Here is a 25039-nt window from a genome sequence, read left to right on the forward strand (position 1 = left end):
ATATATGTTTCTTGGAGATACACCATGTCTAATCGCCAAACCGGCACCGTTAAGTGGTTCAACGATGAAAAAGGCTTCGGCTTCATCACTCCTCAAGGTGGCGGTGACGACCTGTTCGTACACTTCAAAGCTATCGAAAGCGACGGTTTCAAAAGCCTGAAAGAAGGCCAGACCGTTTCCTTCGTGGCTGAGAAAGGCCAAAAGGGTATGCAAGCTGCACAGGTTCGCCCAGAGTAATTTCTCGGCGCACTAAAAAAACCCCGTCCATGTGACGGGGTTTTTTATGCCTGAAACAAAAGCTGCCGGCTATCAGCCGCAGTTGACGCGATTAACCACGAGACTGTTGTCGGTATTCAGGTTCAAGCGATCAGAGCGGTATTCCAGAGTGATCATGTCGTCTGGCTTGAGGAAGCGGGCGTTTTGCGCACCAGCCTTTGCACGAGCCTGCTCCAACAGGGCGGGCGAAGCTTTCTTGCCAATGGCGAACTCCGCTGCCGTTGCTTCACAGCGGCTATGGCCGGCTTCGGTCGCCACAGGATCCTTTGCCGACTCGCTGGAGGTTGTGCTGCAACCGGCCAACATGGCAACGGCCATTAGTGCACCCAGTGATGCGAACTTCAAAGGCATGAAGCCTCCTTGTTTTCAAATAGTTAGCTGAGATCGTGCGACCGCCGATCCGGCGTTTGGTTTCATGACAAATGCCATCACCCGGCCACACAATCGGAAAAACGCCGAGTGTGCCTGAGCGGCGCGGGCCACTCATCAATCAATCGTGACTGAATATTAACGAGCTCAGTAAACGTCGATGTAGTCATATGGCGGATTCGGCCAGTTGTCCTTGAGCGCGTTGAAAATCTGCATAACCCACACCTCGTCACTGGCCGCGACATTGCCAACGTAACCCGACCCCTTGGCCCAGGTTTCCAGGCGAAACAACAAGCCATCGATGTCCTGCCCGCCCGACACACCAGAAGAGATGTAAGCCATACCGCCCTTGGTCACTCGCAACTGCGTGTGTTCATCATCGCTGGCCGATGCCAGCAATCGACGCACAGCATCAAGCGTAAGGCCGTCAGGGGTATTCAAATCGATCTGCACAGCACTGTCCTTGGATTCGCCGGAAAAGACCAAGTGTCGCATAGCACTCCACTCATGCCTAAGTCGCAGTGCCAAATGTCCGACAAAATGGTTAACTCGGCACACAGACTTCCCGACTTTTCGAGCCTCATCATGACCAGTGTAAGCATCGACGCCGACATCAAAGCCAAATGGGCAGACGGACACAGCTCCTACAGCCCGGGGTCCACTGAAGAGTTGGCGCTTATTGGTATCGATCTATTGGTCAAAGAGCTGGGCACCGAAGCGGCCCAGCAATTCATCAAGCAGATTTTCGAACGGTACCCGATCGAACAGACCGAGCACGCGCTGGGGGGATAAACCCGCAGGCTGGCACCTGCGGGCGGGGTATTACTTCAGGCGTTTCAGGCGTTCGGTCAGCAGATCGAAGAACCCTTGAGCGTCGCCATTTTCCACCCAGAATGCATTCTTCGGAGCCTTGAGACCGTCATACCAATCGACGACGGTCTGACCGAAAGTCGGCCCCTCACGACTATCAACCACGACGTTTACCGAGCGACCGGTGAACAGTTCTGGCTTGAGCAGATAAGCCACGACAGTAGCGTCATGCACCGGGCCACCCGGAATGCCGTAATGCTCCATATCCCCCTTGATGTACTCGTTGAGGATATCGCCGACAATTTTGCTCGCGTTGTTGTTGAGCGCAGCAATCTGCTTCAAGCGCGCATCGCTGGTAAGAATCTTGTGGGTGACGTCCAGTGGCAGATAGGTCAGCTTCACACCGCTCTTGAGTACCACTTCAGCAGCTTGCGGATCGGCAAACAGGTTGAATTCCGCCACCGGGGTAATGTTGCCGCCGTTGAAGTGCGCGCCACCCATGATCACCACTTCCTTGATGCCCTGCACAATCTCGGGCTCCTGGATCAACGCCAGCGCAAGGTTGGTTTGCGGGCCAAGCATGGCGATGGTGATGCTGTGTGGCTTGGCCTGTTTGAGGGTATCGATCAGGTAATTGACCGCACTGCCTTCAGCCAGACCTTTTTTCGGTTCGTGCACAGTGACACCCGACAGGCCTTCCTTGCCATGGATGTTCTCGGCGTAGATCGGCGTGCGCATCAGCGGCTTCGGCGCGCCGGCGTAGACGGGTACATCCTCGCGCCCCGCCCATTCGCGAGCCAGGCGTGCGTTACGCGAAGTCTTGTCGAGGCGCACGTTGCCGGCCACGGTGGTCAGCGCACGGATGTTCAGCTCGTCTGGCGAGGCCAGCGCGAACAGCAAGGCGACCACGTCGTCGGCACCCGGATCGGTGTCGATAATCAGGTCGATTTTTTCCGCCGCGTGAGCGCCGGTTGCAGATATCAGGGACAAAAGCAGCAGACTCCGGAGCAGTTGGTGCATTTTTTGAGCATAGCGTTGCATGGCGCATTCCTTGTGCATGTGAAATCGAAAGTTAGAACGTTACACCAGCCACCAGAACGATGTTGCAGTACGGCTGACATTCGCCTGTACGAACAATCGCCCGTGCCTGTCGGCTAAGAACCTTGAATTGCTCATGACTGAGCAGATCGCGACGACCCAGTGCACCTTCTTCATTCAACTCGTCCAGCGCAGTCAACGCAGTCGGTTGCTTGTCGAAGATTTCCTTGGCCAGCGCATGGCTTTCTACCTGCATCTCGCTCAGCACGACTTTCAGGGTGCTGACAAAGTCCGGAACACCATGGGTCAGCGCCAGGTCGATCAGCTCGACACCCGGCGGCACCGGCAAGCCGGCATCACCAATCACCACCATGTCGCCATGGCCCAGAGATGCGATCAGTCGCGACAGCGCGACGTTCAGCAAAGGAGTCTTTTTCATGCGGGTTTAAAGGCCTGTACGTCGGACATGGTTGGAATGGAAGGCTGCGCGCCAGCGCGAGTAACCGAAAGAGCGGCGGCAATCTGCCCATAGCGGATCGCTTCGGCCTCGGACTTGCCAGCGGCCAGGGCAGCGGCAAAACCACCGACGAAGGTGTCCCCCGCTGCCGTGGTATCGACCGCCTTCACTTTCGGCGCCGGGAAATGCTCGAAACCTTTGCCGTTGGCGAACAACGAGCCCTCAGCACCAAGGGTGATAATGACCTTTCCTGCGCCCATCGCGGTCAGGTGACTTGCCGCGCTTTCTGCAGTTTCCAGCGAATCAACCGGCAATCCGCTCAAGGCAGCGGCTTCACTTTCGTTGGGAATCAGGTAATCGATGGCTGCGAACCAGTCTGCCGGCAATGGACGGCTGGCAGGGGCAGGATTGAGGATAACGGTCTTGCCCAGCACACGCGCACGCTTGAGCGCATGGCCCACGGTTGCATCCGGAATCTCAAGCTGGCAGATGATAACGTCGGCGGCCTGCAACACGGCATCGAAGCGGTCGATCACCGCCGGCGTCATGGCGCCGTTGGCACCGGCGACAATCACGATCGCGTTCTGACTGTTGTCATCGACCACGATCAGCGCCACGCCACTGGAGTCCTCGACAACGCTGACCGCCTGACAGTCAATCTGCTCGGCCAGCAACGCTTCGCGCAACTGCACGCCATAGTCATCGCTGCCTACACAGCCGACCATCGCCACTTGCGCACCAAGGCGCGCGGCAGCCACGGCCTGGTTGGCGCCCTTGCCACCAGAGACGGTGGCAAAGGAATGTCCGATCAGCGTTTCACCGCCACGGGGCAGCCGTGGCGCACGGGTGACCAGATCCATGTTCAGGCTGCCTATTACCACTACATTTGCTGGCATACATCACTACTCGTCAATTCGGTTTCAGCGGTACTCGGTGAACACGCCGGACAGCGGCGCAGTCGATTCGCGCAAGACAATACTCGGGGTCACGATCCGTTGATCAGTGACCAGGCCTGGGGTAGCAATCCTTCGCAGCAGTACTTCAGCCGCCATCTCGCCCAGCTGCAGGATCGACTGGCCGACGGTGGTCAGGGCCGGATACACATAGCGGCTCATCTGGATATCGTCGAAGCCGATCACCGACAGCTCGCTCGGCACTCGCACCTTGCGTTCAGCCGCCGCTCGCAGCACCCCGATGCCAATCATGTCGTTCCCGGCAAAAATCGCGCTCGGCGGGTCGCTCGCAAGCAGCGTCGTCGCTGCGTTGTAACCGCCGGTGCTTGTGAAATCGCTCTCGAGCATGCGCGCTGGCGACACTTCGATGCCCGCCTCTTTCAGCGCACGGCAAAAACCGGCCTGACGCATTTGCGCCACGCTGGTGCTCGCAGGGCCGCCAATGGTCGCGATATCGCGGTGGCCAAGCTCCAACAGATGACGGGTGGCGAGGTAAGCGCCGTACTCATGATCGATGCGCACCAGATCGGCATCCACGCCATCCAGTCCACGGTCGACAATCACCATTGGCGTCTTTACCCCGGCCAGCCCCTGCGCCAGACCACTGTCACCGCCGGCCGACGCGACGATCAAGCCGTCGACACGCTTTTCCAGCAGGACACGCAAGTAGCTGCGCTGCTTTTGCGGGTTGTCATCTGAGTTGCAGAGGATCACGCAGTAGCCATTACGCTCGCAGTAATCCTCGATGCCCCGCGCCAACTCGGCGAAGTACGGGTTGAGACTGTTGGGCACCAGCAAGCCAATGGTTGCAGTGGTTTTGGCCTTCAGCGAGCGCGCCACCGCGCTCGGCACGTAATCGAGGCTTTTGATGGCCGCCTCGACTTTCAACCGGACCTCCTTACTGACCGGTCGTGTGTTGTTCACCACGTGAGACACGGTCGTGTAGGAAATCCCCGCGAGCGCCGCCACATCCTTGATTGTCGCCATGTTTCAAGCCCGCCGACTGGCGCGTTGGCTGCGATAGGTATCGAGCACGACCGCGATCACAATCACCGCACCGGTGATGATGCGCTTGGTCGGTTCGCTGGCACCGATCTGCGCCAGACCGGCCGCCAGTACGGAAATGATCAGGACGCCGAAGAAAGTGCTGATGACCGAACCGCGCCCACCCATCAGGCTGGTGCCGCCGATCACCACCGCGGCAATCACTTGCAACTCCAGACCGGAGCCCGCATTCGGGTCCGCTGCTTCCAGTCGAGAAATCTGGAACAGCGCGGCAACACCGGCCAGCAGGCCCATCAGGCTGAACACCAGAATTTTGTAAGGTTTTGGATTGATCCCCGCCAGCCGCACCGCTTCCTCGTTGGTACCGATACCGATCAGGTAACGACCGAACACCGTGCGCGTCAAAACCGCCTGCGCAATAAAAATCACCAGCAAAGCAATGATAAACGACGGTGAAATACCGAAAGCAATCGGGTTCGACAACCAGGCGAACGAATCCCCAATATAAGCCGTGCGCGAGCCGGTCATCTGGTAAGCCAGACCACGGGCCATTTCCAGTACACCGAGAGAAACGATGAACGAAGGAATGCGCCAGGCCACGGTAATCGAACCCGTGACGGTGCCCGCCAATGCCGCGACCGCCATACCGAGCAACGCCGCCGGCAACACGCTCCAACCCCAACCGAGCATGGCCACGCTGACCGTTGATGCCGCGAGCGCCAGCACCGAGCCCACCGACAGATCGATACCGCCAATGATCAACACGAAGGTCATGCCGACGGCCAGCACCATCAGGTCGGGAATCTGGTTGGCCAACGTACTGAAAGTGTTATAGGACAGAAAGTGGCTGCTCAAGACCGAGAACAGCGCAATCATCGCCAGCAGTGCACCGGCCAGCCCCAGATAGGTGCCCAGTCCGTAAAAGTTGCCACTACGCTTGCTGGCAGGAGATGCAGTTTTCATGGGAGATCCCTAGGCGCCGCTTCGTTGAGCAACGCATCACGTTTTTGGTAGCCGGCGAACGCGGCAGCAAGCAAATCATCCTGGGTCCAGCTGTCGCGCTCAAAGGTGTCGATCAGACGCCCCGCCGACAACACACCGATCCGGTCGCAGATCAGCATTAATTCACGCAGGTCACTGGATACCACCACCAGCGCTTTGCCCTGGCGCGTCAGCTCACCGAGCAAGGCATAGATGTCGAACTTGGCACCGACGTCGATGCCACGAGTCGGTTCATCGAACAACAGCACCGAACAATCACGCTCCAGCCAGCGACCGATCACGACCTTTTGCTGGTTACCACCGGACAGTTCCGAAACCAACTGTGTCGGGCTTGAGCTGCGGATGCGCATCGCGTCGATTTGTCGTTGCGCCAGTGAGATTTCGTCGCCGTTGTTGACGAAACCGCCACTGGAAATTTCCGGCATGTTGCCCAAGGCAATGTTGGCGCTGATCGATTGGCTCAGCAGCAAGCCTTCGCCTTTGCGATCTTCGGTGATCAACGCAATGCCATTGCGCACGGCATCGACCGGCGAACGTACGCTCACCACTCGCGCTGGCGAGCCCAGTGCAATCGTGCCGCTGTCAGCGACGTCGGCCCCAAAAATCAGCCGCAGCAGTTCGGTGCGCCCTGCTCCGATCAGACCGGAAATCCCGTAGATCTCCCCGGCACGCACTTCGAACGAGACGTCGCGCACCTTGTCGGAACGAGTCAGACCTGTGACCGTCAACGCCGGGGCACCGATGTTGCGCGGGCCCATGTCGATGTGTTCGCCCAGTTCGCGCCCGACCATCAGCGTGACCAGTTGCTCGCTGTTGTAATTGGCCATTGGCTCGACGCACACCAGGTTGCCATCACGCAGCACAGCAATGCGTTGCGCCACGCGGGCCAACTCTTCGAGGCGATGGGATATGTAGATGATCGAGACGCCGCGCGCCTGTAGGCGAGTGATCTGCTCGAAAAGCATTTCGACTTCACGCGCCGTGAGCATCGCGGTCGGCTCGTCGAGAATCAGCACATGGCAATCGCCGATCAGGTTGCGGGCGATTTCGACCATCTGCTGATGCCCGATGCCCAATTCGCCGACCAGGGTGTCCGGATCGATCGCATCAAGCCCAACCTGCGCCATGGCTTCGATGGCTGCCTTACGCAATTGCTTGCGGCTGATCCAGCCGCCGTTGCTCGGCAGGTTGTCGAGAAACAGGTTTTCCGCCACCGACAATGTCGGCAAAAGATTGAGTTCTTGCATGACCATGCGCACGCCAAGATCTTCAGCCTGGGTACGGCTGCCCGGGCGATAGTCCTTGCCCTGGAACTGCATCTGGCCAGTGGTCGGGGTAACCAGACCACCAATGATCTTCGACAGGGTGCTTTTACCGGCGCCATTCTCGCCGGTCAGCGCCAGTACTTCACCGCGCATCAGCGTCAAATCGATGCCCGTGAGCACCGGTTGCGCATAGGTCTTACCGATACCGCTGACCGAGAGGACAGCGTTCGGAGCGGAAACTGACATAAAAATCTCCATGCGCTCACCCGGTCGGGCGAGCGCCGTTGTATCGCCAGAGGACTTACTTGGTGACCAGTTCGACCGGCGTTTCAATCACGCCATTGGTACCGCTGTCGACCTTCTCGCCTTTGATGATTTTCAGCGCGGTCTCGATACCGAACACCGCTTGTTTGGCGGCATACTGATCCGCAGTCGCCAGTACACGACCGTCCTTCAACATTGGCTTGATGGCATTGATGTTGTCGTAGCCGACAACCTGCACCTTGCCTGCCTTGCCCGCAGCACGCACGGCGGAAACGGCACCGACGGCCATGCTGTCATTACCAGCCAGCAACGCTTTGACATCCGGGTACTCACTGAGAATCGACGCGGCAACCTTGTTGCCTTTATCGATCTCCCAGTCACCGGACTGCAGGGAAACCACCTTGATCTGCGCCGCCTCCATCGCATCCTTGAAGCCAGCGGTACGCTGCTGAGCATTGGTCGTCGTGGACACGCCTTCAATGATGCCCACTTCGTCACCGGCCTTCAGCTGTTTGGCCAGATATTCGCCTACCAGACGTGCACCTTTGCGGTTGTCCGGGCCTACGAATGGCACGCTGATGTTTTTGCTTTTGACAATTTGCGGATCGAGCTGGTTGTCGATGTTGATCACGGTAATACCGGCATCGACGGCTTTCTTGATCACCGGCACCATGGCCTTGGAGTCAGAAGGCGCGATGACCAGGGCATTGACCTTGGCCAGAATCATTTGCTCGACGATGCGCGTCTGGCCTGCGGTGTCGGTCTCGTCCTTGATGCCATTGGAGATCAGGTCGAAATCGGCGGAGTGTTCTTTTTGGTAGGCTTTGGCGCCATCTTCCATGGTCAGGAAGAATTCGTTGGCCAGGGATTTCATGACCAGTGCGACTTTGGGTTTTTCCGGGGATTCGGCGAACGCCGAAGAGACGGGTAATGCAGCGGCTGTGGCAGCCAGCATAGCGACAGCAAGAAGACGTCCAGCAAATGGCAGCTTCATGGGTTCACTCCGATCTTATGATTATTTTGAGCAACGTTTGCGCTGGCGTAAGCTACGCCTTCTTCGAGCAAAGTATCAAGCGAGACGCGCAAACGTTTGCGTAGATCGAACTATGCGAATACCCCCGACGTTTGTCAACAATCAGAAATCGTCATTTTTGTAGGGCGACTCTTCTGACCGCCCCGCGATGCTTATGCGGTGGTATTGACCAGACCACCACTGCCGGAGCCCTTGGCCATCTCCTTGAACAATGCATTCATGGCTTCTGTTAACGCGTTTTGGGTGTCAGCGACCTGCCCCTGCATGGACATGACCACTTGCGCCTTGACTTCGGGTGTTGGATAGCTCGCCGTCTGTGCCGCAGCCAATTTCTGCTTCAGGTCCTGGAGTTGCCTCTGCAATTCCTGAATCCGCCTCCGCAGCAGTTTGCCCGCGATACTCAGGCTATCGTCGTTCTCGGCAGCCTTGCTTTCTTCCTGTGCGGGACCACCGGTTCTGACCTGATTGCTCTCTTCTTTCTCGACGCCCAGCGCCTCGGCAGAAGCGTCCGCTTCCGCTTTACTAATTGCATTGATCGTCGCAGCGGTTTTGCCGCCGATGGTGACAGCAGCGGGATTTGATAAACCAATCGTCAGTGACATGAGAACTCCCTAAATTTTAGTTTCCCTGAACACGCATCGGCCAACGCAAAGGTTTCTTTAGCACCTATTCCAGATACGGCAACCCGATTCGTTCGACAGAAGCCGTAGCCCTTTTCGGAGAGCCGAACATAAAGGCCCGCATTGTTCGGAAACCCGGATACCCGATGCGAGGCGCTCTTTCTAAAATCACAAAATACTGATGTAAATCATCAGGTTAAACATTTCTCTAACGCAAAGTACGGCTGGTACAGATCCTGCTCCCTACACCGCACCCCGGCATCCAGATCGGCTCGGGGCGCATCTAGATGAACTTGCATCAGCACCGTCTCACTACTAGAGAGAAAAATAATGAAATCTGCTTTCAACACCTTCGTCCCGGGCGCTTTGGCCCTCCTCCTGCTCCTGCCGACTGCTCTTCAGGCAAAAGAAGTCGAAACCCAGACCAAACTCGCCAACGTTGTGGTCCTCGCCACCGGCGGCACTATTGCCGGGGCTGGCGCCAGCGCCGCCAACAGCGCCACTTACCAGGCGGCCAAAGTCGGCGTCGAGCAACTGATTGCCGGCATTCCTGAATTGAGCAAACTGGCCAATGTGCGTGGCGAACAAGTCATGCAGATCGCCTCGGAAAGCATCACTAACGACAACTTGCTGCAATTGGGACGTCGCGTCGCCGAGCTGGCTGACAGCAAAGATGTCGACGGCATCGTCATCACCCACGGCACCGATACGCTGGAAGAAACCGCTTACTTTCTTAACCTGGTAGAGAAGACAGACAAGCCGATTATCGTCGTCGGCTCGATGCGTCCGGGTACCGCCATGTCCGCTGATGGCATGCTCAACCTGTACAACGCCGTCGCGGTGGCCAGCAGCAAAGAAGCTCGCGGCAAAGGCGTACTGGTGACCATGAACGATGAAATCCAGTCCGGTCGTGACGTGAGCAAAACGATCAACATCAAGACCGAGGCCTTTAAAAGTGCCTGGGGCCCAATGGGCATGGTCGTTGAAGGCAAATCCTACTGGTTCCGCTTGCCAGCCAAGCGTCACACCATGGATTCCGAGTTCGACATCAAAAACATCAAGAGCCTGCCTGACGTAGAAATCGCCTATTCCTACGGCAATGTGAGCGATACCGCCTACAAGGCACTCGCCCAATCCGGCGCCAAAGCCATCATCCACGCTGGCACTGGTAACGGCTCGGTGTCCTCGCGCGTAGTCCCTTCATTGCAAGCCCTGCGCAAAGATGGCGTGCAGATCATCCGTTCGTCCCACGTCAACGCTGGCGGCTTCGTTCTGCGCAATGCCGAACAACCTGACGACAAGTACGACTGGGTCGTCGCTCACGACCTGAACCCGCAAAAAGCCCGCATCCTGGCGATGGTCGCACTGACCAAAACCAATGACAGCAAAGAGCTGCAACGGATGTTCTGGGAATACTGATTGACCTTCGCCCGATCAACTCTTGATGGGGCAATTTTCTCACCACTCGCCTGATTGGCGGGTGGTGCGTCGCCTACGACCCCGCATGCATCTTCCCCACAAAAAATTCGACTCGCCCTACACCAAAATCGGAAAAGCGCTGTCAGAGGATTTTCTTGAATTTTAAGCAGTTGCGAAAATGCTTACAGTTAAATACTGTATGCACGTACAGCTTAATAAGGATAACCTCGTGGCCACCTCCCCTGATGCTCCTGACGCTTATGAACGCATGGGTATGCGCGTTCAAAAAATCATCAATTCCCCCGCCGCACAGAAAGCCAAAGCCGCACTGATCTTCCGCCTGCCGGACGAGCCGATGGATGACTGGGAGCGCCTGCTCGAGGAAATCGACGAGAACGACAACGTCACCCTCGCCTACCGCGACGATGGCGGCGTGCAGATTTTTTGGGTTGTGCCGAAGGAAGATTGATTCAATGATTGTCCGCTGTTTTGCTTTGTTCTTGCTGTTCATCGCCATGGGCGCCCAGGCGGGCGCACCTCGCACATTTTCCGAAGCCAAGAAGGTCGCCTGGAAGTTGTACGCACCGCAGTCCACCGAGTTCTATTGCGGCTGCAAATACACCGGCAACCGGGTTGATTTGAAAGCCTGTGGTTACGTACCGCGCAAAAATGCCAAGCGCGCGTCACGTATCGAATGGGAGCATATTGTGCCCGCCTGGCAGTTTGGCCATCAGCGCCAATGCTGGCAGGAAGGCGGACGCAAGAACTGCACACGCTACGACCCGATCTACCAGAAGGCCGAAGCCGACCTGCATAACCTGGTACCGAGCATTGGCGAGGTGAATGGCGATCGCAGCAATTTCAGCTATGGCTGGCTGCCAGTGCAATCCGGTCAGTACGGCTCTTGCCTGACCCAGGTCGACTTCAAGGCCAAGAAGGTCATGCCCCGCCCTTCAATTCGCGGCATGATTGCCCGCACTTATTTCTACATGAGCAAGCAATACGGCTTGCGTCTGTCGAAACAGGATCGGCAGTTATATGAGGCGTGGGACAAGACCTACCCGGTGCAAGACTGGGAACGCCAGCGCAATCAGAGCGTGGCGTGCGTGATGGGGCGCGGCAACGAATTTGTCGGCCCGGTGAGCATGAAAGCCTGCAGCTGATGGAAGCACAAAAAAGGCCTCGAACGTTATGTTCGAGGCCTTTTTTTGTGGCTAGCCGCCAGGCTTGTTGTGGCGCCAATATCCCATCAGGTTGAGCGATTCACGAGGGATCCCGCAGTCCTTGACAAGGTATTTGCGCAAACTCATGACGGCCGCACTTTCGCCAGCGACCCAGCCGTAAAATCCTTCTTGCGCCGTATTGGCGATTTCCCAAAGAATATCTTTATCAACATCGACCTCAGCGAGTTCGATGGCCTGGCTCGCTGACGAAGCATGAATGGGCAAGGTCGCCTGCCGCACCGCCTCAACCATCAACATCCCGGCGACTGTCGCATCTGCCTGCTCACGGATCAGCCATTGAACTGTAAGCCCCGGCCAGTCAGGCACTGAAAGCATGTCTTGTGCACTGTCGACTTCGAAGAAAGCTTGCGTCTGGGGTGGATCGGCAAGGGCAGCCAACTCATCAAGAATGCCCATGGCTGCCGGCAACGCCGTCGAGTCAGCAACCAGCAATACTTGCTTGAGAGCCTGCGGCGGCCGCCATTCGAACCCTCCGGCCTCCTTCGCAGAGAAACGGTTGTCAGGCGCAAGGATTTGCATCGACTCGCCCGACTGCGCTCGCAACGCCCAGCGCGAAGCAGGCCCCGTCTCACCGTGCAAAACGAAATCAATGTCGACCTCACCTTGCTCGGTACGCAGATGACGAATCGTGTAAGTACGCATCGCCGGACGGCGGCTCGCCAACATCGAACGGAAACGCGCGTACCAACCTTCCTCCTGCGCAAGATTTGCAGGAGAACCATCTGCGGCAGGGAAAAAAAGTTTGACCCGCTGATCGGGCGCCCAGGTGGCCATGCTGGCAATTTCAGGACCGGCAAAGGTGATCCGCATCAAGTGCGGGCTCAACCGGATTTTACGCTGCAGCACAGCACTGAAGAGCTTGTAGGGATTGGCGGAGGCCATGCGGAGCTCCTTCAAGAAATCGTAAGTGACTCGTATAAGACGAATCGCATCCGACACCCTTTAAGCTGCTCCGCTGAAAACAATGTTACGGCTGGATCGGATGTTCGATCACCACCGATTCGATATTCCGTTTTTTGGCCTTTGCCAATGCCGCATCGACCTGCACCTGCCGAGCTTCGGCTTCAGCCTTGGAGTTGAAAGGACCAATCAGAATTCGCACTTTGCCGCTGCTGTCCTTGATTACCGTCGGAACAAACGCATGCTCGATCAGCCAGCCGCTCAGATCACTGACAGCCTGAGGCGTTTCGCCGCGCACCTCGAGATCCCACTGTGGAGCAGAGGCGACCGCAGGAGCAGTCGCGACCGCCGTTTTCGGCTTTTGCGCGTCTACACTCTTGCCTTCACCACATCCTGCCAATGCCAGTGCCGCGACTATCCAGACCAATTTGCGCACAACGGTTTCCTCGGAAATCTCAAAGCGGCGATCTTACCATTCATAAATACTTCGCGAGCCCCGCAAAATGGGCACGAAACAACGAGATTGATGATTGCAGCCTCTGTATAGTTACGCCCTGGGAATTAATGCCGCATCTGCGCGTCAGAAAGAGGCACCCAAACTGTGAGACTTCGCACTAATCTATACGTACCACCGACCTCTGCACTGTCTGAATCAGGTGCCCTACAAAGCAATCAAGGAGAAGACCATGCTGATACTCACCCGCAAAGTCGGTGAAAGCATAAACATTGGTGATGACATCACCATCACCATCCTGGGCGTTAGCGGCCAGCAAGTACGAATTGGCATCAACGCTCCGAAGAACGTTGCGGTGCACCGTGAAGAGATCTACCAGCGCATTCAGGCTGGCCTGACCGCTCCGGACAAACCACAGACACCCTGAGCCGCATCGCAGTCAGTAGCCAGTTCGTTTGCCCAGCACAATGACTGGCTAGAGATATACGCGCCGTATTGCCACCCGCTCCCCACTCTGTTGGGCACGGCGCCTGACACACCAATCCCCTTCCGCTTCATTCTCCCTACCCCCTGTTACCGCTCGATCTTACCGGCCATTCCAAAGGCTGGCTGTCGGACGATTCCGATAGAGCGCAGGGAATTCGCCCTGCTAAGCGAATGTCACGCCACGCGCCATGCCAGTGGCGGCAACCACCATCAGCATCAGCAACAACGCTTCGACATGACTGATTCGCGCGTACAACTTTGCACGCCCGGTATCGAGTGCCGCACCGCGCGCTGACGCGATGCGCCATTTGACCAACGTGATCATCGGCGCGAGCTCCATCAGCAGAATGAGCACGAACAGTGTCATCTTCAGATGGAACAATGGCTGATGAAGGTAATAGTCAGTGCCCTTCTCATACCCGCCAAAGGCACGCATCCCGCCCGTCACCAACAGAATCAACGCAGAGATGCCCCACAGATTATCGGCGAGCAACACGCGCCTGACCTCCCCCGTGCCGGACGCCAAGCGACTGAACGCCGCTCCACGCGTCAGCACTGCCCAAAAGCCCAAGGCAAAAGCCAGTAAATGAATAGCCGCTAGAAACCACTGAGCCAGCACAGACACACTCCTTTATAAAAGAGTTGAAAATCGGCCAGTCAGTAGTAGTTCAAAAAGTGGGGACTTGCCCGGACCACATCGCCGGTGTGCAGCTGAGGAACGCGATAGAGAAGTGCTGCAAAAGCCAAATCGCAGGCAAAAAAAATCCCAAGCAGCTGATGGAAGCTTGGGATTAAAAATGCATAAACCGTGGTGGTGAACGCGGAGCGGATATTACTGATTAATCGCTTCAGCGACAATATTTTTTCGATAACCGGTCGGTTAAAAAAGCTCGTAACTCATTCAATATCCACACTATTTTTATGGAATGAGAATTTGACGCGGAGGAATGGCTGTCGTTATGCACCTGCTCTGAAGCCGTCTCATCAATGTGGAAAGAGAAGGTAATCATGAGGAAGGGAAGCGCACGTCGAGGTGATTGCCGAATTGATGTTCTGAAGCGAGGATTTCGCAAGAGGTCTGCAAACCCCCAGATAACAAAAAAGGGCCCACCTTTCGGTGAGCCCTTCTAGACCGCCCAGCAGAGCGGATTTTGTTTGGTAGGCGCGATTGGACTCGAACCAACGACCCCCACCATGTCAAGGTGGTGCTCTAACCAACTGAGCTACGTGCCTGCTGTGAGGCGGCATTCTACGGAATTCCGGAGGGGTGTCAACACCTTTTTTTCACCTAACCCTATGAATATGCAAAATATTTAATTTTCGCTCAGCAACGGAGATTTTCAGTGGCTGGCGGAGGTTTTTCAACTCGGGTAGGATCGGCGCACTCGTAAAATATATTAAACAGAGGCTGCAGGATGGCGAACACCCTTTACCCAGAGTCTTATTACGCTGCGTCGGCCAATGCCGTACCGGCTCGTCCGGCCTTGCAGGATGATGTGGAGACGGATGTCTGTGTGATTGGTGCCGGGTATACCGGATTGTCCTCCGCCCTGTTTCTGCTGGAGAGCGGTTTTCGCGTGACCGTGCTGGAAGCAGCCAAGGTCGGTTTCGGCGCATCGGGACGCAACGGCGGCCAGATTGTTAACAGCTATAGCCGCGACATCGATGTGATCGAACGCACCGTTGGCCCGAAGCAAGCGCAGCTGCTCGGCCACATGGCCTTCGAAGGCAGCCGGATCATTCGCGAGCGCGTCGCCAAGTACAACATACAGTGCGATCTGAAGGACGGCGGCGTGTTCGCGGCGCTGTCGGCCAAGCAGATGGGCCACCTGGAGTCGCAAAAGCGTCTGTGGGAACGCTTCGGCCATACGCAGCTTGAATTGCTTGATCAACGTCGTATTCGTGAGGTCGTGGCCTGCGATCAGTACGTCGGCGGCATGCTCGACATGAGTGGCGGCCACATTCACCCGCTAAACCTGGCGCTAGGCGAAGCCGCGGCAGTCGAATCGCTTGGCGGCGCTATCTATGAGCAATCGCCCGCTGTGCGTATCGAGCGCGGCGCCAATCCAGTGGTTCATACACCGCAGGGCAAGGTCAGGGCCAAGTTCATCATCGTCGCCGGTAACGCCTACCTCGGCAATCTGGTGCCGGAACTGGCGGCCAAATCGATGCCGTGCGGCACTCAGGTGATCACCACTGAACCGTTGGGCGATGAACTGGCGAAAAGCCTGCTGCCACAGGATTACTGTGTCGAAGACTGCAATTACCTTCTCGACTACTACCGCCTGACGGGCGACAAGCGCCTGATTTTCGGCGGCGGCGTGGTGTATGGCGCACGGGATCCGGCAAACATCGAAGCGATCATCCGCCCGAAAATGCTCAAGGCTTTCCCGCAGCTCAAGGACGTGAAGATTGATTACGCCTGGACCGGAAACTTCCTGCTGACCCTGTCGCGCCTGCCGCAGGTTGGACGCCTGGGCGACAACATCTATTACTCGCAGGGTTGCAGTGGTCATGGTGTGACGTACACGCATCTGGCCGGCAAAGTGTTGGCCGAGGCGTTGCGTGGTCAGGCGGAGCGTTTTGATGCGTTTGCTGATCTGCCGCACTATCCGTTCCCGGGCGGGCAACTGCTGCGCACGCCGTTTGCGGCGCTGGGGGCTTGGTATTACGGGTTGCGCGACAAATACGGTTTCTGATCAAACGCCCCGCTTCATTCTTCAGAAGCAACTGTGGCGAGGGAGCACGCTCTCTCGCCACAATTACATCTGCCACTCAGTATCAGAGCTGATCCCGAGCAATCCCACTGCGTATGCGCAAGATATCCGCCAGCACCGCCAACGCAATTTCCGCCGGCGTCTTGCTGCCAAGGTTAAGGCCGATCGGTGCATGTATCCGCGCCAACTCGCCCTCCCCCAGCCCGCCAATCCGACGCAAACGCTCGAAGCGTTTCTGCGAAGTCTGCAGCGAGCCCATCACGCCAATGTAGAACGCTTCGGTGCGCACCGCTTCCATCATCGCCAGATCGTCGATGCGCGGGTCATGGGTCAGCGCCACGACCGCGGTATCTCGATGGCAACCACCATCGGCAATGAACACCGACGGCAGTTGCCGACGAATCTCCACGCCACTGAGCACCACACCTTCGAGCACTTCATCGCGCGGATCGCAGAGGATCACTTCGAAACCGAGGCCGACCGCAAACTCGGCGCACGCCTGCGCCACGCTGGAATATCCGGCGAGCAACAGACGCTGCGCCGCACCGATGCGGATCCGCACCCGATCAATCTCCCGCTCGATACGCGCACCCTGCTCGCGATCAGCGAACAGACTGCGCGCACCGCTAGCCAGATCGACCTCGCGAATCAATCGACGCTGACCGAGCAGCGCCGACTCCAATTCGCGCAGATGCGCCTGGACGTCGCAGTCGGCGTCAAATTTCTCTACCAGCACATCGAGAATGCCACCACAGGGCAGGCTGACCCGCGAGCGCGGATCGTCGCCTTCACCGTAACGCACGACATTGACCGCATCGAGAAACGCACCTTCGGCGACGCGCTCGAGAAAATCTTCCTCGACGCAACCGCCGGACAGCGACCCGATCCACTGCCCACCTTCATTCACCGCCAGCAGCGAACCCGGCGCACGCGGTGCCGAGCCGTAGGTAGTCAGCACGGTGCAGAGCCAGATGCGCTGCCCCGCCACCGACCACTCCAGCGCGCGGCGCACCACTTGCAGATCGAGATGCTGCATATCAGTGCGCCTTGTGCTCGATGGTCGGAGCGTCGGCTTGCAGCTTCTGCACTTCGCTCACTGCCAGTTCAGCGGATTGACCACCCCAGCCTTGGCGCAGGTAGTTCAGCAGATCGGTCAACTGCTCAGGACTGAGCTTGTCGGCAAAACCCGGCATCGGTTGCATGTGCTCGAATCCGGAGAATTTCTGTTCGCCGATACCATCCTCGATCACCCGCAGCAAGTTGCGTGGATCTTCCAGACGCAGCGTGGTGTTGCCGCGCATGGCCACCGCGATATGCGGTTTGCCTTCTCCACCGACCGCGTGACATCCGGCGCAGACGTTCAAGTAATCCTGACGGCCGCGCTGGGCGCTAGCGCTGAGCTTGTCCACTGGCACTTCGACCAACGCTTTGGCTGCCGGCGGCTGATCACCGAGCAGGAACGTGGCCATCGCAGCCAGATCGGTATCAGTCAGGCCCTGAGTGCTGTTGTGGAACACCGGGAACATCTCGTTGAACATCGTGCCCTGCGCACTCATACCGTGCTTGAGGAACGTGCTCAGGTCCTGATGATTCCAGCCGCGAGCAGCCAGATCGGTCGCCAGTAGACTCGGCGCCAGATAACCGTTGAGGATGCCACCAGTCATGCGTTTGTCCATCTGCATCGCGCCCGGCAGGCCGCGCGGCGTATGGCATTCGCCGCAGTGGCCGAGAACGTCGACCACGTATTGGCCGCGCTTCCACGCTTGGCTTTTGCCTTCGCCCGAATCCAGCTTCACATCTTTGCCGTACATCATGTTCCAGCCCATCAGGCCCAGACGCACGTTGAACGGAAAGCTCAGACTGGTGACCGGTGCAGCACGCTCGATCGGCTCGACGGTTTTCAGATACGCATGAATCGCGTCGGAATCTTCCCGCGGCACCAGGTGATAGGAGGTGTACGGCATCGCCGGATACAGATTCGCACCGTCGCGGCGCTTGCCTTCGGTGAGCGCGGCAAAGAACTCCTCATCGCTGTACAAACCGATACCGTGTTCTTTACTCGGCGTGATGTTGGTGCCGTAGATCGTGCCGAACGGCGAGACGATCGGCAGGCCACCCGCATACGGCGCACCACCCGGTGCTGTGTGGCAGGCCACGCAGTCGGCAGCGCGGGCGAGATACTCGCCGCGCTTGACCTGATCATCAGCGTGCGCCAACAACAGCGGCGCAGTCAGCCCGACCGCCAGGGTCAGGCGGGTCAATAAAAGCTTCATGCTTAACCCTCCTTGACCAGGCCGAGATCGGTCAGCACGTTGCGGGTAGCGTTGTAGTAACGCACGTACCCGGTGCAACGACAGATGTGATGGCCGAGGCTGTCCTCGATAACTTGTTCCAGTTGGCTTTTGACGATCGGCTGGCGTTGCAGCTTTTCCACCAGCACTGTCGCGGCATTGACGAAGCCCGGGGCGCAGTAGCTGCACTGGAAGGCGAATTCGTCGACGAAACGCTGCTGGATCGGGTTCAGCTCAGTGACCTGACCATCCTCGTCACGCTTGGCATGGCTTTCGATGGTGCGAACCTTCTTGCCTTCGAAATAATGCGCGCCGGTGATGCAGGTGCGCACTTCTTCGCTGGTGCCGTCCGGATTGTCGACGATCACAACGCAGGCGTGGCAGATACCCTGACCACAGCCCAGGCGCGAGCCGGTGAGATTCTTGTATTCGTGCAGGTAGTCGATCATCGGCAGGTCATCAGGGATGTCCACCGGGCCGACGGATTGACCATTGAGGGTCAGTTGAAGCGGACGGTTAGCCATTGAGGGCCTCCTTGATGCGCGCAGCAGTGATTGGCAGATCGCGAACACGTTTACCGATGGCGTGCGCCACGGCGTTACCGATGGCACCGACTACCGGGATCATCACCACTTCGGCGATGCCTTTGGACGGATCGCTTGGCGACAGCGGCGGCAGAATTTCCGCCGTCTGTTTCCACACCGCAACGTGACGCGCCATTGGCAAGCGGTAACGGTTGAAGTTCCAGTCACCCTCCCCCGGCCCACCTTCGTACAGCGGCATTTCTTCCATCAATGCGTGGCCGATGCCCATGGCGATACCGCCCTCGAGCTGGCCCTTGACCAGTTCTTCGACCAGCACACGCCCGCACTCGACCCACGAATGGTGATTGAGCACTTCGACTTCCGCCGAGCCTTTGTTGACCTTCAACTCGACCAGCGTCGCGACCGGGCTGTAGTACGTCACGGCAGCGTTGTTCAGCTGGGTCACCGGGTAGTTGATGTTCTGGCGATCCAGCAGGTGGAAACCGGCAGTGCTCATCAACGCTTGCTTGGCCTTCGGTGCGCCGTCGCCATACTTCACCGCCAGACCATCGAGTGGCAGACGCTCTTTCACGCCGTCGATGCTGTACTCAGCCTCGGCCCAGCTCCAGCGGTTGAAACCGTGAACTGTCGCCGCAGTGACCAAGCCACGCTCGTGAGCGCGTTTGGCCAACTCTTCGAAGCTCAGCGGCTGCATGCCGTTGGCGGTCAGTTTGCCATCGACCCAATGCGCGTCTTCACGTCGCACCACGTAAGGGTTGGCCTGGCCGCCATAAGGACCCTGACGCCAGATCTCCAGCGCCGCCGGCCACAGACCGTGATTGAACAACACACGCGCCGCTTCACGGGTGGCATGACTGAAGTAGTAAGCGGAGTTGGTCGCGGACGACGCCGAGGCCAATTTGCCCACCCAGCGCGGGTTGCGCAGCAGGCTGTCCTGCTCGGCCTGGCTCATGGTGTAAGGGTTGCCGCTGGTGATCAGCTGCATTTCCTTCCATTCGGTTTCGCCAGTCTTCACTTCGTGCGCCGGGCTGCCGAGGAAATCGGCGACGACCAAAGCTTGCGACGTGGACATGCCGGTGCCGATTTCAATGCCAATGTGCCGCAAGGTAATGCGACCGTCGGCAGTGAATTCGATGCTGGCCATCGGCGCTTCGGAACCGGTGCCGAAGTCTTTCTGGCAAATGGCAAAACCAACGCCATACCAGTTATCCGGGTCTGCCGCTTCACGCTGTTTCTTGATCGCGTCGCGGTTTTTCCAGACCTCGTGTACTGAGGCCTTGTCGAGAATCTCGTGCAGTCGCAGCGCGCCGGCCGGAATCGCACCTTGGGTATTTTTCATGCCGGAACGCAGAGCGTTTTTGCGACGCAGGTCGATCGCGTCGACACCCAGGCGATTGGCGATTTCGTCGACCATCATTTCGGTCGCCGCCATGCTTTGCAGGGTGCCGTAGCCGCGCATCGAACCCGCCTCAACACCGCGCGAGTGATAGGCGGTAACTTGCAGGTCATTCTGCGGCATGTAGTAGATCGACTGCGCTGCCGTGGCACCCACTGCGGCTACCGACGGGCTGTAGTTGATCCGGCCACCACCGTCGACGCTCATTTCGGCGCGGAAAATCTTGAAGCTGTAATCGTTCTTGTCCACCGCCAATTGGTAACGGATGTCGAACGGGTGACGCTTGATACCGCTCTGGAACTGCTCGTAACGATCGTTGGCCAGACGCACAGGCACACCGGCGCCGTACAGCGCAGCGAGGGCCGCGTAGTAAACGAAGATGTTGTGGTCTTTGGAGCCGTAACCCACGGTGTAACCCGGATGCATGTTCAGGTTGGCCAGGCCAAAGCGCGAAGGCGCGATCATTTTCGCGGTATCGGTCGCCGTTTCCAGCGGGCACTGGGTCGCTACGACGAAGTGCAGGGTTTTGGTCTTCGGGTCATACCAGCCATTGCCGTTGTCCGGCTCCATGGCGGCCGGCTCGATCGACGGAGTCTTGTAGCGCTCATCGAACACCAGCCAGTTGTCCGGCGGCGTGTCGATCTCTTTCTTCATGCGATCGGCGTAGAACAGCCCGCGCTCGGTCAGGTTGCCATGCAGATTCGGCGATGCATCCCACACCGGACGACGGTTTTTCAGCATCGGGAACAGTATCGAATCCTTGAGGCTGGCGAATTCGTCTTCATCGGCCGAGGTCGGGCCACCTACACGCACATAGCGGAAGCTGCCGTAGGGGTCGCGTTCGTAGAACGGCACTTGAGCACCGTAACGAATCGCCTTGTCATTGAATTTGAGCTGGTTCTTGGCCTGACGGAAACGCTCGAAATCGTTCCATATCAAAATTGCCACCGGGTGCCCGATGAACATCGGCACTTTGCCTTCCGGCAGCAGCGGATCCGGAGCGTGTTCCTCCGGAAAGACGATGCCGTCCTTGTCCAGGTCAGTAGCGGTAACGATGCGATCCGGTTGCAAGTCTGCACCAAGCCACGACAGGTCGTAACCGGCATAGATGCGATCAGCCTTGATGGTTTTCAGCAGCATGGCGTGGCCCTGCTGCTCAGGCCAACCCGGCATGTCCTTGGATCGGATATCGCGGGCAAACACTTTGCTACCGCAGACCTTGGACAGTGCATCGTTACGCTGACGCGCCTTACCGTTGTTGCCGAGCCACTTCTCGGACGGCACGGTGACGCTGTTTTCCATCAAGGCAGCCAGCGCCTGACTGCTGAGCGGCGTGAGCGTGACGCTCACTCCCGCTACCAGCCCGCCCTGAAGGAATGAGCGCCGGGATATTTCACGGTTGGACATGGATCATCCTCTGGGCGGTTATATGTCCGCCCTTCTGGTTATCTACTGGGAATCTCGAGTCTTGCAGAAGCTCTTTCTGGCGTAGCAAAGAGCTGTGTTGACAGTGCAAAGCTGACCGAAAGGTTAACTTTAAAGGTTTCTTGGCTCGCAGCAAACAACCAGTTACATAATTCTGACTAAAGAATCAAAAAATCAATGCGACGTGGCACCGCAGTAAACCCGTAGAGATAACTGTGCATGTCTAGGCGCTCGCGAAAGCGTTCTTGCGGCGGATACAAATTTTGAATGTGCCGACGCCTTCGCGAGCAGGCTCGCTCCCACAGGGATTTGTATAGGGCACAGGATGGTGGAAGACAGGAAGAAAAGCGGAGGGTCAAATTTCAGACACAAAAAACCCCGGTCTTTCGACCAGGGTCTTTGCTATCGATTCCGAATCAGCCAATGGCTGCTTTCGGTGCTTCAAGGCGTTCAGTGGGCCTCGAAGCAGATATGGCGCAGCGGACGGGACTCGAACCCGCGACCCCCGGCGTGACAGGCCGGTATTCTAACCGACTGAACTACCGCTGCGTATCGCTTTGAGCTTGCGCTCAAGTAACTCGTTTTGATTGAAAGCTTCGGTGCTTTTCAATCGCGAACCAGACAATGTCTGACTCGTTAAATATGGCGCAGCGGACGGGACTCGAACCCGCGACCCCCGGCGTGACAGGCCGGTATTCTAACCGACTGAACTACCGCTGCGCGTCGGTGCAGGCACTTTCAGCCTACCCTCTTGCTTTCGCAAGTTACCCGGAAGTGGTGGGTGATGACGGGATCGAACCGCCGACATTCTGCTTGTAAGGCAGACGCTCTCCCAGCTGAGCTAATCACCCGTTTGCATCTCCGAGGCCGCGAAATTTACGCAGGTAGCGAACCTAAGTCAATAGCAGGATTGAAGTTTTTTTCAAAAACCGCTTTTAGCGACAAGTGTCGAGCAGCAAGCAAAAGCAAGAACACCTACAGCGGTCACTTCACTGTTGTGCTTTGACTGGCAGCTTGAAGCTCGAAGCTGCCCTTCACTGCTTGTAAATCATCTTCTTGGTCATGCCGCCGTCAACGACGAATTCCTGCCCGGTGACAAACCCGGCATTCCTCGACAGCAGCCACGCGACCATCGCCGCGACATCCTCAACCGTGCCCACCCTGCCCGCCGGATGCTGAGCGTGATCGGAATCGGTCAACGGCTCGGCACGGCGTGCAAACGGGTCCCGCGCATCAATCCAGCCCGGGCTGACGGCGTTGACCCGAATCTCCGGCCCGAGACTGATGGCCAACGCGTGAGTGAGGGCCAACAACCCACCCTTGCTCGCCGCATATGCCTCGGTATCAGGTTCGGACTGTCCGGCACGGGTCGACGCCAGATTGACGATCGAGCCATTGTGCGCCCGCAGATACGGCGCGCAATGCTTGGCCAGTAGCATCGGCCCGCTGAGATTCACTGCCAGCACCCGATTCCAGTAGGCCAGATCAAGGCTTTCCAGCGTGATGTTGTGGGGATCAGCCACCGCCGCGTTGCACACCAGCGCATCGAGCCGACCAAACTGCCCCAACACCTCGGCCACACCAAGCGCCACCTGACCTTCATCCGCAACGTCCATGGCGATGAACCAGGCGTGCTCGCCCAGCACCTTCGCCACTTTCGAACCGCGCGCACGATCGAGATCGGTCAGCACCACTTGCCAGCCTTCGCTGATCAGCCACGCGGCGATGCCCAGACCAATGCCGCGCGCGGCGCCCGTGACCAGCGCAACGCGGCCATGGGTGCCGGCTTTCGCAGTGGACAATTCGATCACAGCGCCGCCAGACCGCGCGCCAGGTCGGCTTGCAGATCGGCCACGTCTTCCAGACCCACTGCGACACGGATCAGGCTGTCACGAATACCCGCTGCTTCACGCTCCTGCGGCGCCAGACGGCCGTGGGAAGTGGTGCTCGGGTGGGTGATGGTGGTTTTGCTATCACCGAGGTTGGCGGTGATCGAAATCAACCGGGTGGCATCGATAAAGCGCCACGCGCCCTCTTTACCGCCCTTGACCTCAAAACTCACCACCGCACCAAAACCCTTCTGCTGACGCTGAGCAAGCTCATGCTGTGGATGGCTCTTGAGACCGGCGTAATGAACCTTCTCGATACCGTCCTGCTGCTCCAGCCATTCGGCCAGTTGCTGGGCGTTGGCACAGTGCGCCTTCATCCGCAGGCTCAGGGTTTCCAGACCTTTGAGGAAGATCCACGCGTTGAACGGGCTCAACGTTGGCCCGGCGGTACGCAGGAAACCGACGACTTCCTTCATCTGCTCGCTGCGACCGGCGACCACGCCGCCCATGCAACGGCCCTGGCCATCGATGAACTTGGTCGCCGAGTGCACGACGATGTCCGCACCGAGCTTCAGCGGCTGCTGCAACGCAGGCGTGCAGAAGCAGTTGTCGACCACCAGCATCGCGCCTTTGGCGTGAGCAATTTCCGCCAGGGCGGTGATGTCCACCAGCTCAGCCAGCGGATTGGATGGCGACTCGACGAAGAGCAGCTTGGTGTTTGGCTTGATCGCCGCATCCCACGCCGGCAGCTCTGCCAGCGGCACATAGTCGACTTCGATGCCGAAACGCTTGAAATACTTTTCGAACAGGCTGATGGTCGAACCGAACACGCTGCGCGAGACCAGCACGTGATCGCCGGCGCTGCACAGGCTCATTACCACCGCCATGATCGCGGCCATGCCGGTCGCCGTCGCGACAGCTTGCTCGGCGCTTTCCAGCGCAGCAATGCGTTCTTCGAACGCGCGCACGGTCGGGTTGGTGTAGCGCGAGTAAACGTTGCCCGGCACTTCGCCGGCAAACCGTGCTGCTGCGTCGGCGGCAGTGCGGAACACGTAGCTTGAGGTGAAGAACATCGGATCACCGTGTTCGCCTTCCGGCGTACGGTGCTGACCGGCACGTACGGCCAGGGTATCGAACGCTACGCCTTCGAGGTCGCTATCCAAACGACCGGCATCCCATTCCTGACTCATGCTGTCACTCCTTGCCTGTTCTCGATAAATAAAAAGTCTTTTGCCAGATAC

Annotated in this window: 26 protein-coding genes and 4 tRNA genes; 7 read left to right on the forward strand and 23 right to left on the reverse strand. The window is 58.0% G+C overall.

Translation table 11 applies throughout. The features are described 5' to 3' along the window. Positions 1–24 precede the first annotated feature (24 nt). Positions 25–237: a cold-shock protein gene (locus AB4P92_RS05390; protein WP_003179963.1), complete on the forward strand. Its 213-nt coding sequence runs from the start codon at positions 25–27 to the stop codon at positions 235–237. A gap of 72 nt (positions 238–309) precedes the next feature. Here the strand turns inward: AB4P92_RS05390 and AB4P92_RS05395 are convergent, their stop codons facing one another. Then, positions 310–627, reverse strand: a complete 318-nt coding sequence (locus AB4P92_RS05395; protein WP_042558690.1) for an I78 family peptidase inhibitor — start codon at positions 625–627, stop codon at positions 310–312. A gap of 165 nt (positions 628–792) precedes the next feature. Further along, entirely contained in the window at positions 793–1098 is a 306-nt protein-coding gene (locus AB4P92_RS05400; protein ID WP_395599656.1) for a hypothetical protein, read from the reverse strand. Between the two features lie 132 nt (positions 1099–1230). On the opposite strand from AB4P92_RS05400, the gene AB4P92_RS05405 reads away from it, so the two are divergent. After that, on the forward strand, positions 1231–1437 hold the full coding sequence (locus tag AB4P92_RS05405; RefSeq protein ID WP_042558689.1) for a hypothetical protein: 207 nt from the start codon (positions 1231–1233) through the stop codon (positions 1435–1437). A 30-nt stretch (positions 1438–1467) separates the two neighbouring features. On the opposite strand, the gene AB4P92_RS05410 is transcribed toward AB4P92_RS05405, so the two are convergent. The 8 genes from AB4P92_RS05410 to AB4P92_RS05445 form a co-directional block, all read right to left on the reverse strand. After that, entirely contained in the window at positions 1468–2496 is a 1029-nt protein-coding gene (locus AB4P92_RS05410; RefSeq protein ID WP_047300470.1) for a nucleoside hydrolase, read from the reverse strand. A 31-nt stretch (positions 2497–2527) separates the two neighbouring features. Next, entirely contained in the window at positions 2528–2932 is a 405-nt protein-coding gene (gene rbsD / locus AB4P92_RS05415) for a D-ribose pyranase (protein WP_042558687.1), read from the reverse strand. Continuing rightward, entirely contained in the window at positions 2929–3846 is a 918-nt protein-coding gene (gene rbsK, locus AB4P92_RS05420; RefSeq protein ID WP_395599059.1) for a ribokinase, read from the reverse strand. Before rbsK ends, rbsD begins: the two co-directional genes overlap by 4 nt. A 24-nt stretch (positions 3847–3870) precedes the next feature. After that, the gene (locus AB4P92_RS05425; RefSeq protein WP_042558685.1) at positions 3871–4890 is read right to left on the reverse strand and encodes a LacI family DNA-binding transcriptional regulator; all 1020 of its coding nucleotides are present in this window, start codon (positions 4888–4890) and stop codon (positions 3871–3873) included. A 3-nt stretch (positions 4891–4893) separates the two neighbouring features. Then, positions 4894–5871 (reverse strand): ABC transporter permease, encoded by a 978-nt coding sequence (locus AB4P92_RS05430; RefSeq protein WP_042558684.1) that lies wholly within the window; start codon positions 5869–5871, stop codon positions 4894–4896. Beyond that, positions 5868–7421: a sugar ABC transporter ATP-binding protein gene (locus AB4P92_RS05435; protein ID WP_042558683.1), complete on the reverse strand. Its 1554-nt coding sequence runs from the start codon at positions 7419–7421 to the stop codon at positions 5868–5870. Before AB4P92_RS05435 ends, AB4P92_RS05430 begins: the two co-directional genes overlap by 4 nt. Before the next feature lie 55 nt (positions 7422–7476). Then, positions 7477–8433 (reverse strand): sugar ABC transporter substrate-binding protein, encoded by a 957-nt coding sequence (locus tag AB4P92_RS05440; protein WP_042558682.1) that lies wholly within the window; start codon positions 8431–8433, stop codon positions 7477–7479. Positions 8434–8624: 191 nt separating this feature from the next. Then, positions 8625–9074, reverse strand: a complete 450-nt coding sequence (locus AB4P92_RS05445; RefSeq protein WP_395599060.1) for a hypothetical protein — start codon at positions 9072–9074, stop codon at positions 8625–8627. 348 nt (positions 9075–9422) lie between these two features. Between AB4P92_RS05445 and AB4P92_RS05450 the strand changes: the two genes are divergently transcribed. From AB4P92_RS05450 to AB4P92_RS05460, 3 genes are all read left to right on the forward strand, one after another. After that, positions 9423–10511, forward strand: a complete 1089-nt coding sequence (locus AB4P92_RS05450) for an asparaginase (protein ID WP_047300467.1) — start codon at positions 9423–9425, stop codon at positions 10509–10511. Between the two features lie 199 nt (positions 10512–10710). Then, positions 10711–10980, forward strand: a complete 270-nt coding sequence (locus tag AB4P92_RS05455) for a DUF1654 domain-containing protein (RefSeq protein WP_395599657.1) — start codon at positions 10711–10713, stop codon at positions 10978–10980. A gap of 4 nt (positions 10981–10984) precedes the next feature. Further along, entirely contained in the window at positions 10985–11674 is a 690-nt protein-coding gene (locus tag AB4P92_RS05460; RefSeq protein WP_042558679.1) for an endonuclease, read from the forward strand. A gap of 51 nt (positions 11675–11725) precedes the next feature. Here AB4P92_RS05460 and AB4P92_RS05465 read toward each other — a convergent pair whose 3' ends face one another. Both AB4P92_RS05465 and AB4P92_RS05470 read right to left on the reverse strand, forming a co-directional pair. After that, positions 11726–12637, reverse strand: a complete 912-nt coding sequence (locus tag AB4P92_RS05465) for a siderophore-interacting protein (RefSeq protein ID WP_395599061.1) — start codon at positions 12635–12637, stop codon at positions 11726–11728. Positions 12638–12722: 85 nt separating this feature from the next. Continuing rightward, positions 12723–13091 (reverse strand): SPOR domain-containing protein, encoded by a 369-nt coding sequence (locus AB4P92_RS05470; RefSeq protein WP_042558677.1) that lies wholly within the window; start codon positions 13089–13091, stop codon positions 12723–12725. Positions 13092–13341: 250 nt separating this feature from the next. Here AB4P92_RS05470 and csrA point away from each other — a divergent pair, with 250 nt between their 5' ends. Further along, positions 13342–13536, forward strand: coding sequence for a carbon storage regulator CsrA (csrA, locus tag AB4P92_RS05475; protein WP_003179932.1), 195 nt, complete (start codon positions 13342–13344; stop codon positions 13534–13536). Between the two features lie 222 nt (positions 13537–13758). Here the strand turns inward: csrA and AB4P92_RS05480 are convergent, their stop codons facing one another. Together AB4P92_RS05480 and AB4P92_RS05485 are read right to left on the reverse strand one after the other, a co-directional pair. Next, positions 13759–14214: a DUF2214 family protein gene (locus AB4P92_RS05480; protein ID WP_261737069.1), complete on the reverse strand. Its 456-nt coding sequence runs from the start codon at positions 14212–14214 to the stop codon at positions 13759–13761. 537 nt (positions 14215–14751) lie between these two features. After that, positions 14752–14828: transfer RNA gene (locus AB4P92_RS05485), tRNA-Val, on the reverse strand. A 182-nt stretch (positions 14829–15010) separates the two neighbouring features. On the opposite strand from AB4P92_RS05485, the gene AB4P92_RS05490 reads away from it, so the two are divergent. After that, entirely contained in the window at positions 15011–16294 is a 1284-nt protein-coding gene (locus tag AB4P92_RS05490) for an FAD-binding oxidoreductase (protein WP_200614680.1), read from the forward strand. Between the two features lie 82 nt (positions 16295–16376). On the opposite strand, the gene AB4P92_RS05495 is transcribed toward AB4P92_RS05490, so the two are convergent. The 9 genes from AB4P92_RS05495 to AB4P92_RS05535 form a co-directional block, all read right to left on the reverse strand. Further along, positions 16377–17348, reverse strand: a complete 972-nt coding sequence (locus AB4P92_RS05495) for an XdhC family protein (protein WP_047300463.1) — start codon at positions 17346–17348, stop codon at positions 16377–16379. Between the two features lies 1 nt (position 17349). After that, entirely contained in the window at positions 17350–18585 is a 1236-nt protein-coding gene (locus AB4P92_RS05500; RefSeq protein ID WP_395599062.1) for a c-type cytochrome, read from the reverse strand. A gap of 2 nt (positions 18586–18587) precedes the next feature. Next, positions 18588–19127, reverse strand: a complete 540-nt coding sequence (locus AB4P92_RS05505; protein ID WP_042558620.1) for a (2Fe-2S)-binding protein — start codon at positions 19125–19127, stop codon at positions 18588–18590. After that, on the reverse strand, positions 19120–21951 hold the full coding sequence (locus AB4P92_RS05510) for a xanthine dehydrogenase family protein molybdopterin-binding subunit (RefSeq protein WP_395599063.1): 2832 nt from the start codon (positions 21949–21951) through the stop codon (positions 19120–19122). Before AB4P92_RS05510 ends, AB4P92_RS05505 begins: the two co-directional genes overlap by 8 nt. Positions 21952–22441: 490 nt before the next feature. After that, positions 22442–22518, reverse strand: a tRNA-Asp gene (locus AB4P92_RS05515). Between the two features lie 94 nt (positions 22519–22612). Next, a tRNA-Asp gene (locus tag AB4P92_RS05520) sits at positions 22613–22689 on the reverse strand. Between the two features lie 55 nt (positions 22690–22744). Then, positions 22745–22820 (reverse strand) — tRNA-Val (locus AB4P92_RS05525). Positions 22821–23003: 183 nt separating this feature from the next. Next, entirely contained in the window at positions 23004–23780 is a 777-nt protein-coding gene (locus AB4P92_RS05530; RefSeq protein ID WP_200614673.1) for an SDR family oxidoreductase, read from the reverse strand. Beyond that, positions 23777–24988 (reverse strand): O-succinylhomoserine sulfhydrylase, encoded by a 1212-nt coding sequence (locus AB4P92_RS05535; RefSeq protein WP_395599064.1) that lies wholly within the window; start codon positions 24986–24988, stop codon positions 23777–23779. The genes AB4P92_RS05530 and AB4P92_RS05535 overlap by 4 nt, the downstream gene beginning before the upstream one ends. Positions 24989–25039: the final 51 nt, after the last annotated feature.

Origin of the sequence: Pseudomonas sp. A0308 (genome assembly GCF_044218815.1) — a bacterium.
In the GTDB taxonomy this organism is placed as follows: Bacteria; Pseudomonadota; Gammaproteobacteria; order Pseudomonadales; family Pseudomonadaceae; genus Aquipseudomonas; species Aquipseudomonas iridis.

Bases quoted from the DNA above. Each gene is read 5' to 3' on its own strand.
- AB4P92_RS05390 (WP_003179963.1), top strand. From the start codon at position 25: ATGTCTAATCGCCAAACCGGCACCGTTAAGTGGTTCAACGATGAAAAA.
- AB4P92_RS05395 (WP_042558690.1), bottom strand. From the start codon at position 627: ATGCCTTTGAAGTTCGCATCACTGGGTGCACTAATGGCCGTTGCCATG.
- AB4P92_RS05405 (WP_042558689.1), top strand. From the start codon at position 1,231: ATGACCAGTGTAAGCATCGACGCCGACATCAAAGCCAAATGGGCAGAC.
- AB4P92_RS05410 (WP_047300470.1), bottom strand. From the start codon at position 2,496: ATGCAACGCTATGCTCAAAAAATGCACCAACTGCTCCGGAGTCTGCTG.
- rbsD (WP_042558687.1), bottom strand. From the start codon at position 2,932: ATGAAAAAGACTCCTTTGCTGAACGTCGCGCTGTCGCGACTGATCGCA.
- rbsK (WP_395599059.1), bottom strand. From the start codon at position 3,846: ATGCCAGCAAATGTAGTGGTAATAGGCAGCCTGAACATGGATCTGGTC.
- AB4P92_RS05425 (WP_042558685.1), bottom strand. From the start codon at position 4,890: ATGGCGACAATCAAGGATGTGGCGGCGCTCGCGGGGATTTCCTACACG.
- AB4P92_RS05430 (WP_042558684.1), bottom strand. From the start codon at position 5,871: ATGAAAACTGCATCTCCTGCCAGCAAGCGTAGTGGCAACTTTTACGGA.
- AB4P92_RS05435 (WP_042558683.1), bottom strand. From the start codon at position 7,421: ATGTCAGTTTCCGCTCCGAACGCTGTCCTCTCGGTCAGCGGTATCGGT.
- AB4P92_RS05440 (WP_042558682.1), bottom strand. From the start codon at position 8,433: ATGAAGCTGCCATTTGCTGGACGTCTTCTTGCTGTCGCTATGCTGGCT.
- AB4P92_RS05445 (WP_395599060.1), bottom strand. From the start codon at position 9,074: ATGTCACTGACGATTGGTTTATCAAATCCCGCTGCTGTCACCATCGGC.
- AB4P92_RS05450 (WP_047300467.1), top strand. From the start codon at position 9,423: ATGAAATCTGCTTTCAACACCTTCGTCCCGGGCGCTTTGGCCCTCCTC.
- AB4P92_RS05455 (WP_395599657.1), top strand. From the start codon at position 10,711: ATGCACGTACAGCTTAATAAGGATAACCTCGTGGCCACCTCCCCTGAT.
- AB4P92_RS05460 (WP_042558679.1), top strand. From the start codon at position 10,985: ATGATTGTCCGCTGTTTTGCTTTGTTCTTGCTGTTCATCGCCATGGGC.
- AB4P92_RS05465 (WP_395599061.1), bottom strand. From the start codon at position 12,637: ATGGCCTCCGCCAATCCCTACAAGCTCTTCAGTGCTGTGCTGCAGCGT.
- csrA (WP_003179932.1), top strand. From the start codon at position 13,342: ATGCTGATACTCACCCGCAAAGTCGGTGAAAGCATAAACATTGGTGAT.
- AB4P92_RS05490 (WP_200614680.1), top strand. From the start codon at position 15,011: ATGGCGAACACCCTTTACCCAGAGTCTTATTACGCTGCGTCGGCCAAT.
- AB4P92_RS05495 (WP_047300463.1), bottom strand. From the start codon at position 17,348: ATGCAGCATCTCGATCTGCAAGTGGTGCGCCGCGCGCTGGAGTGGTCG.
- AB4P92_RS05500 (WP_395599062.1), bottom strand. From the start codon at position 18,585: ATGAAGCTTTTATTGACCCGCCTGACCCTGGCGGTCGGGCTGACTGCG.
- AB4P92_RS05505 (WP_042558620.1), bottom strand. From the start codon at position 19,127: ATGGCTAACCGTCCGCTTCAACTGACCCTCAATGGTCAATCCGTCGGC.
- AB4P92_RS05510 (WP_395599063.1), bottom strand. From the start codon at position 21,951: ATGTCCAACCGTGAAATATCCCGGCGCTCATTCCTTCAGGGCGGGCTG.
- AB4P92_RS05535 (WP_395599064.1), bottom strand. From the start codon at position 24,988: ATGAGTCAGGAATGGGATGCCGGTCGTTTGGATAGCGACCTCGAAGGC.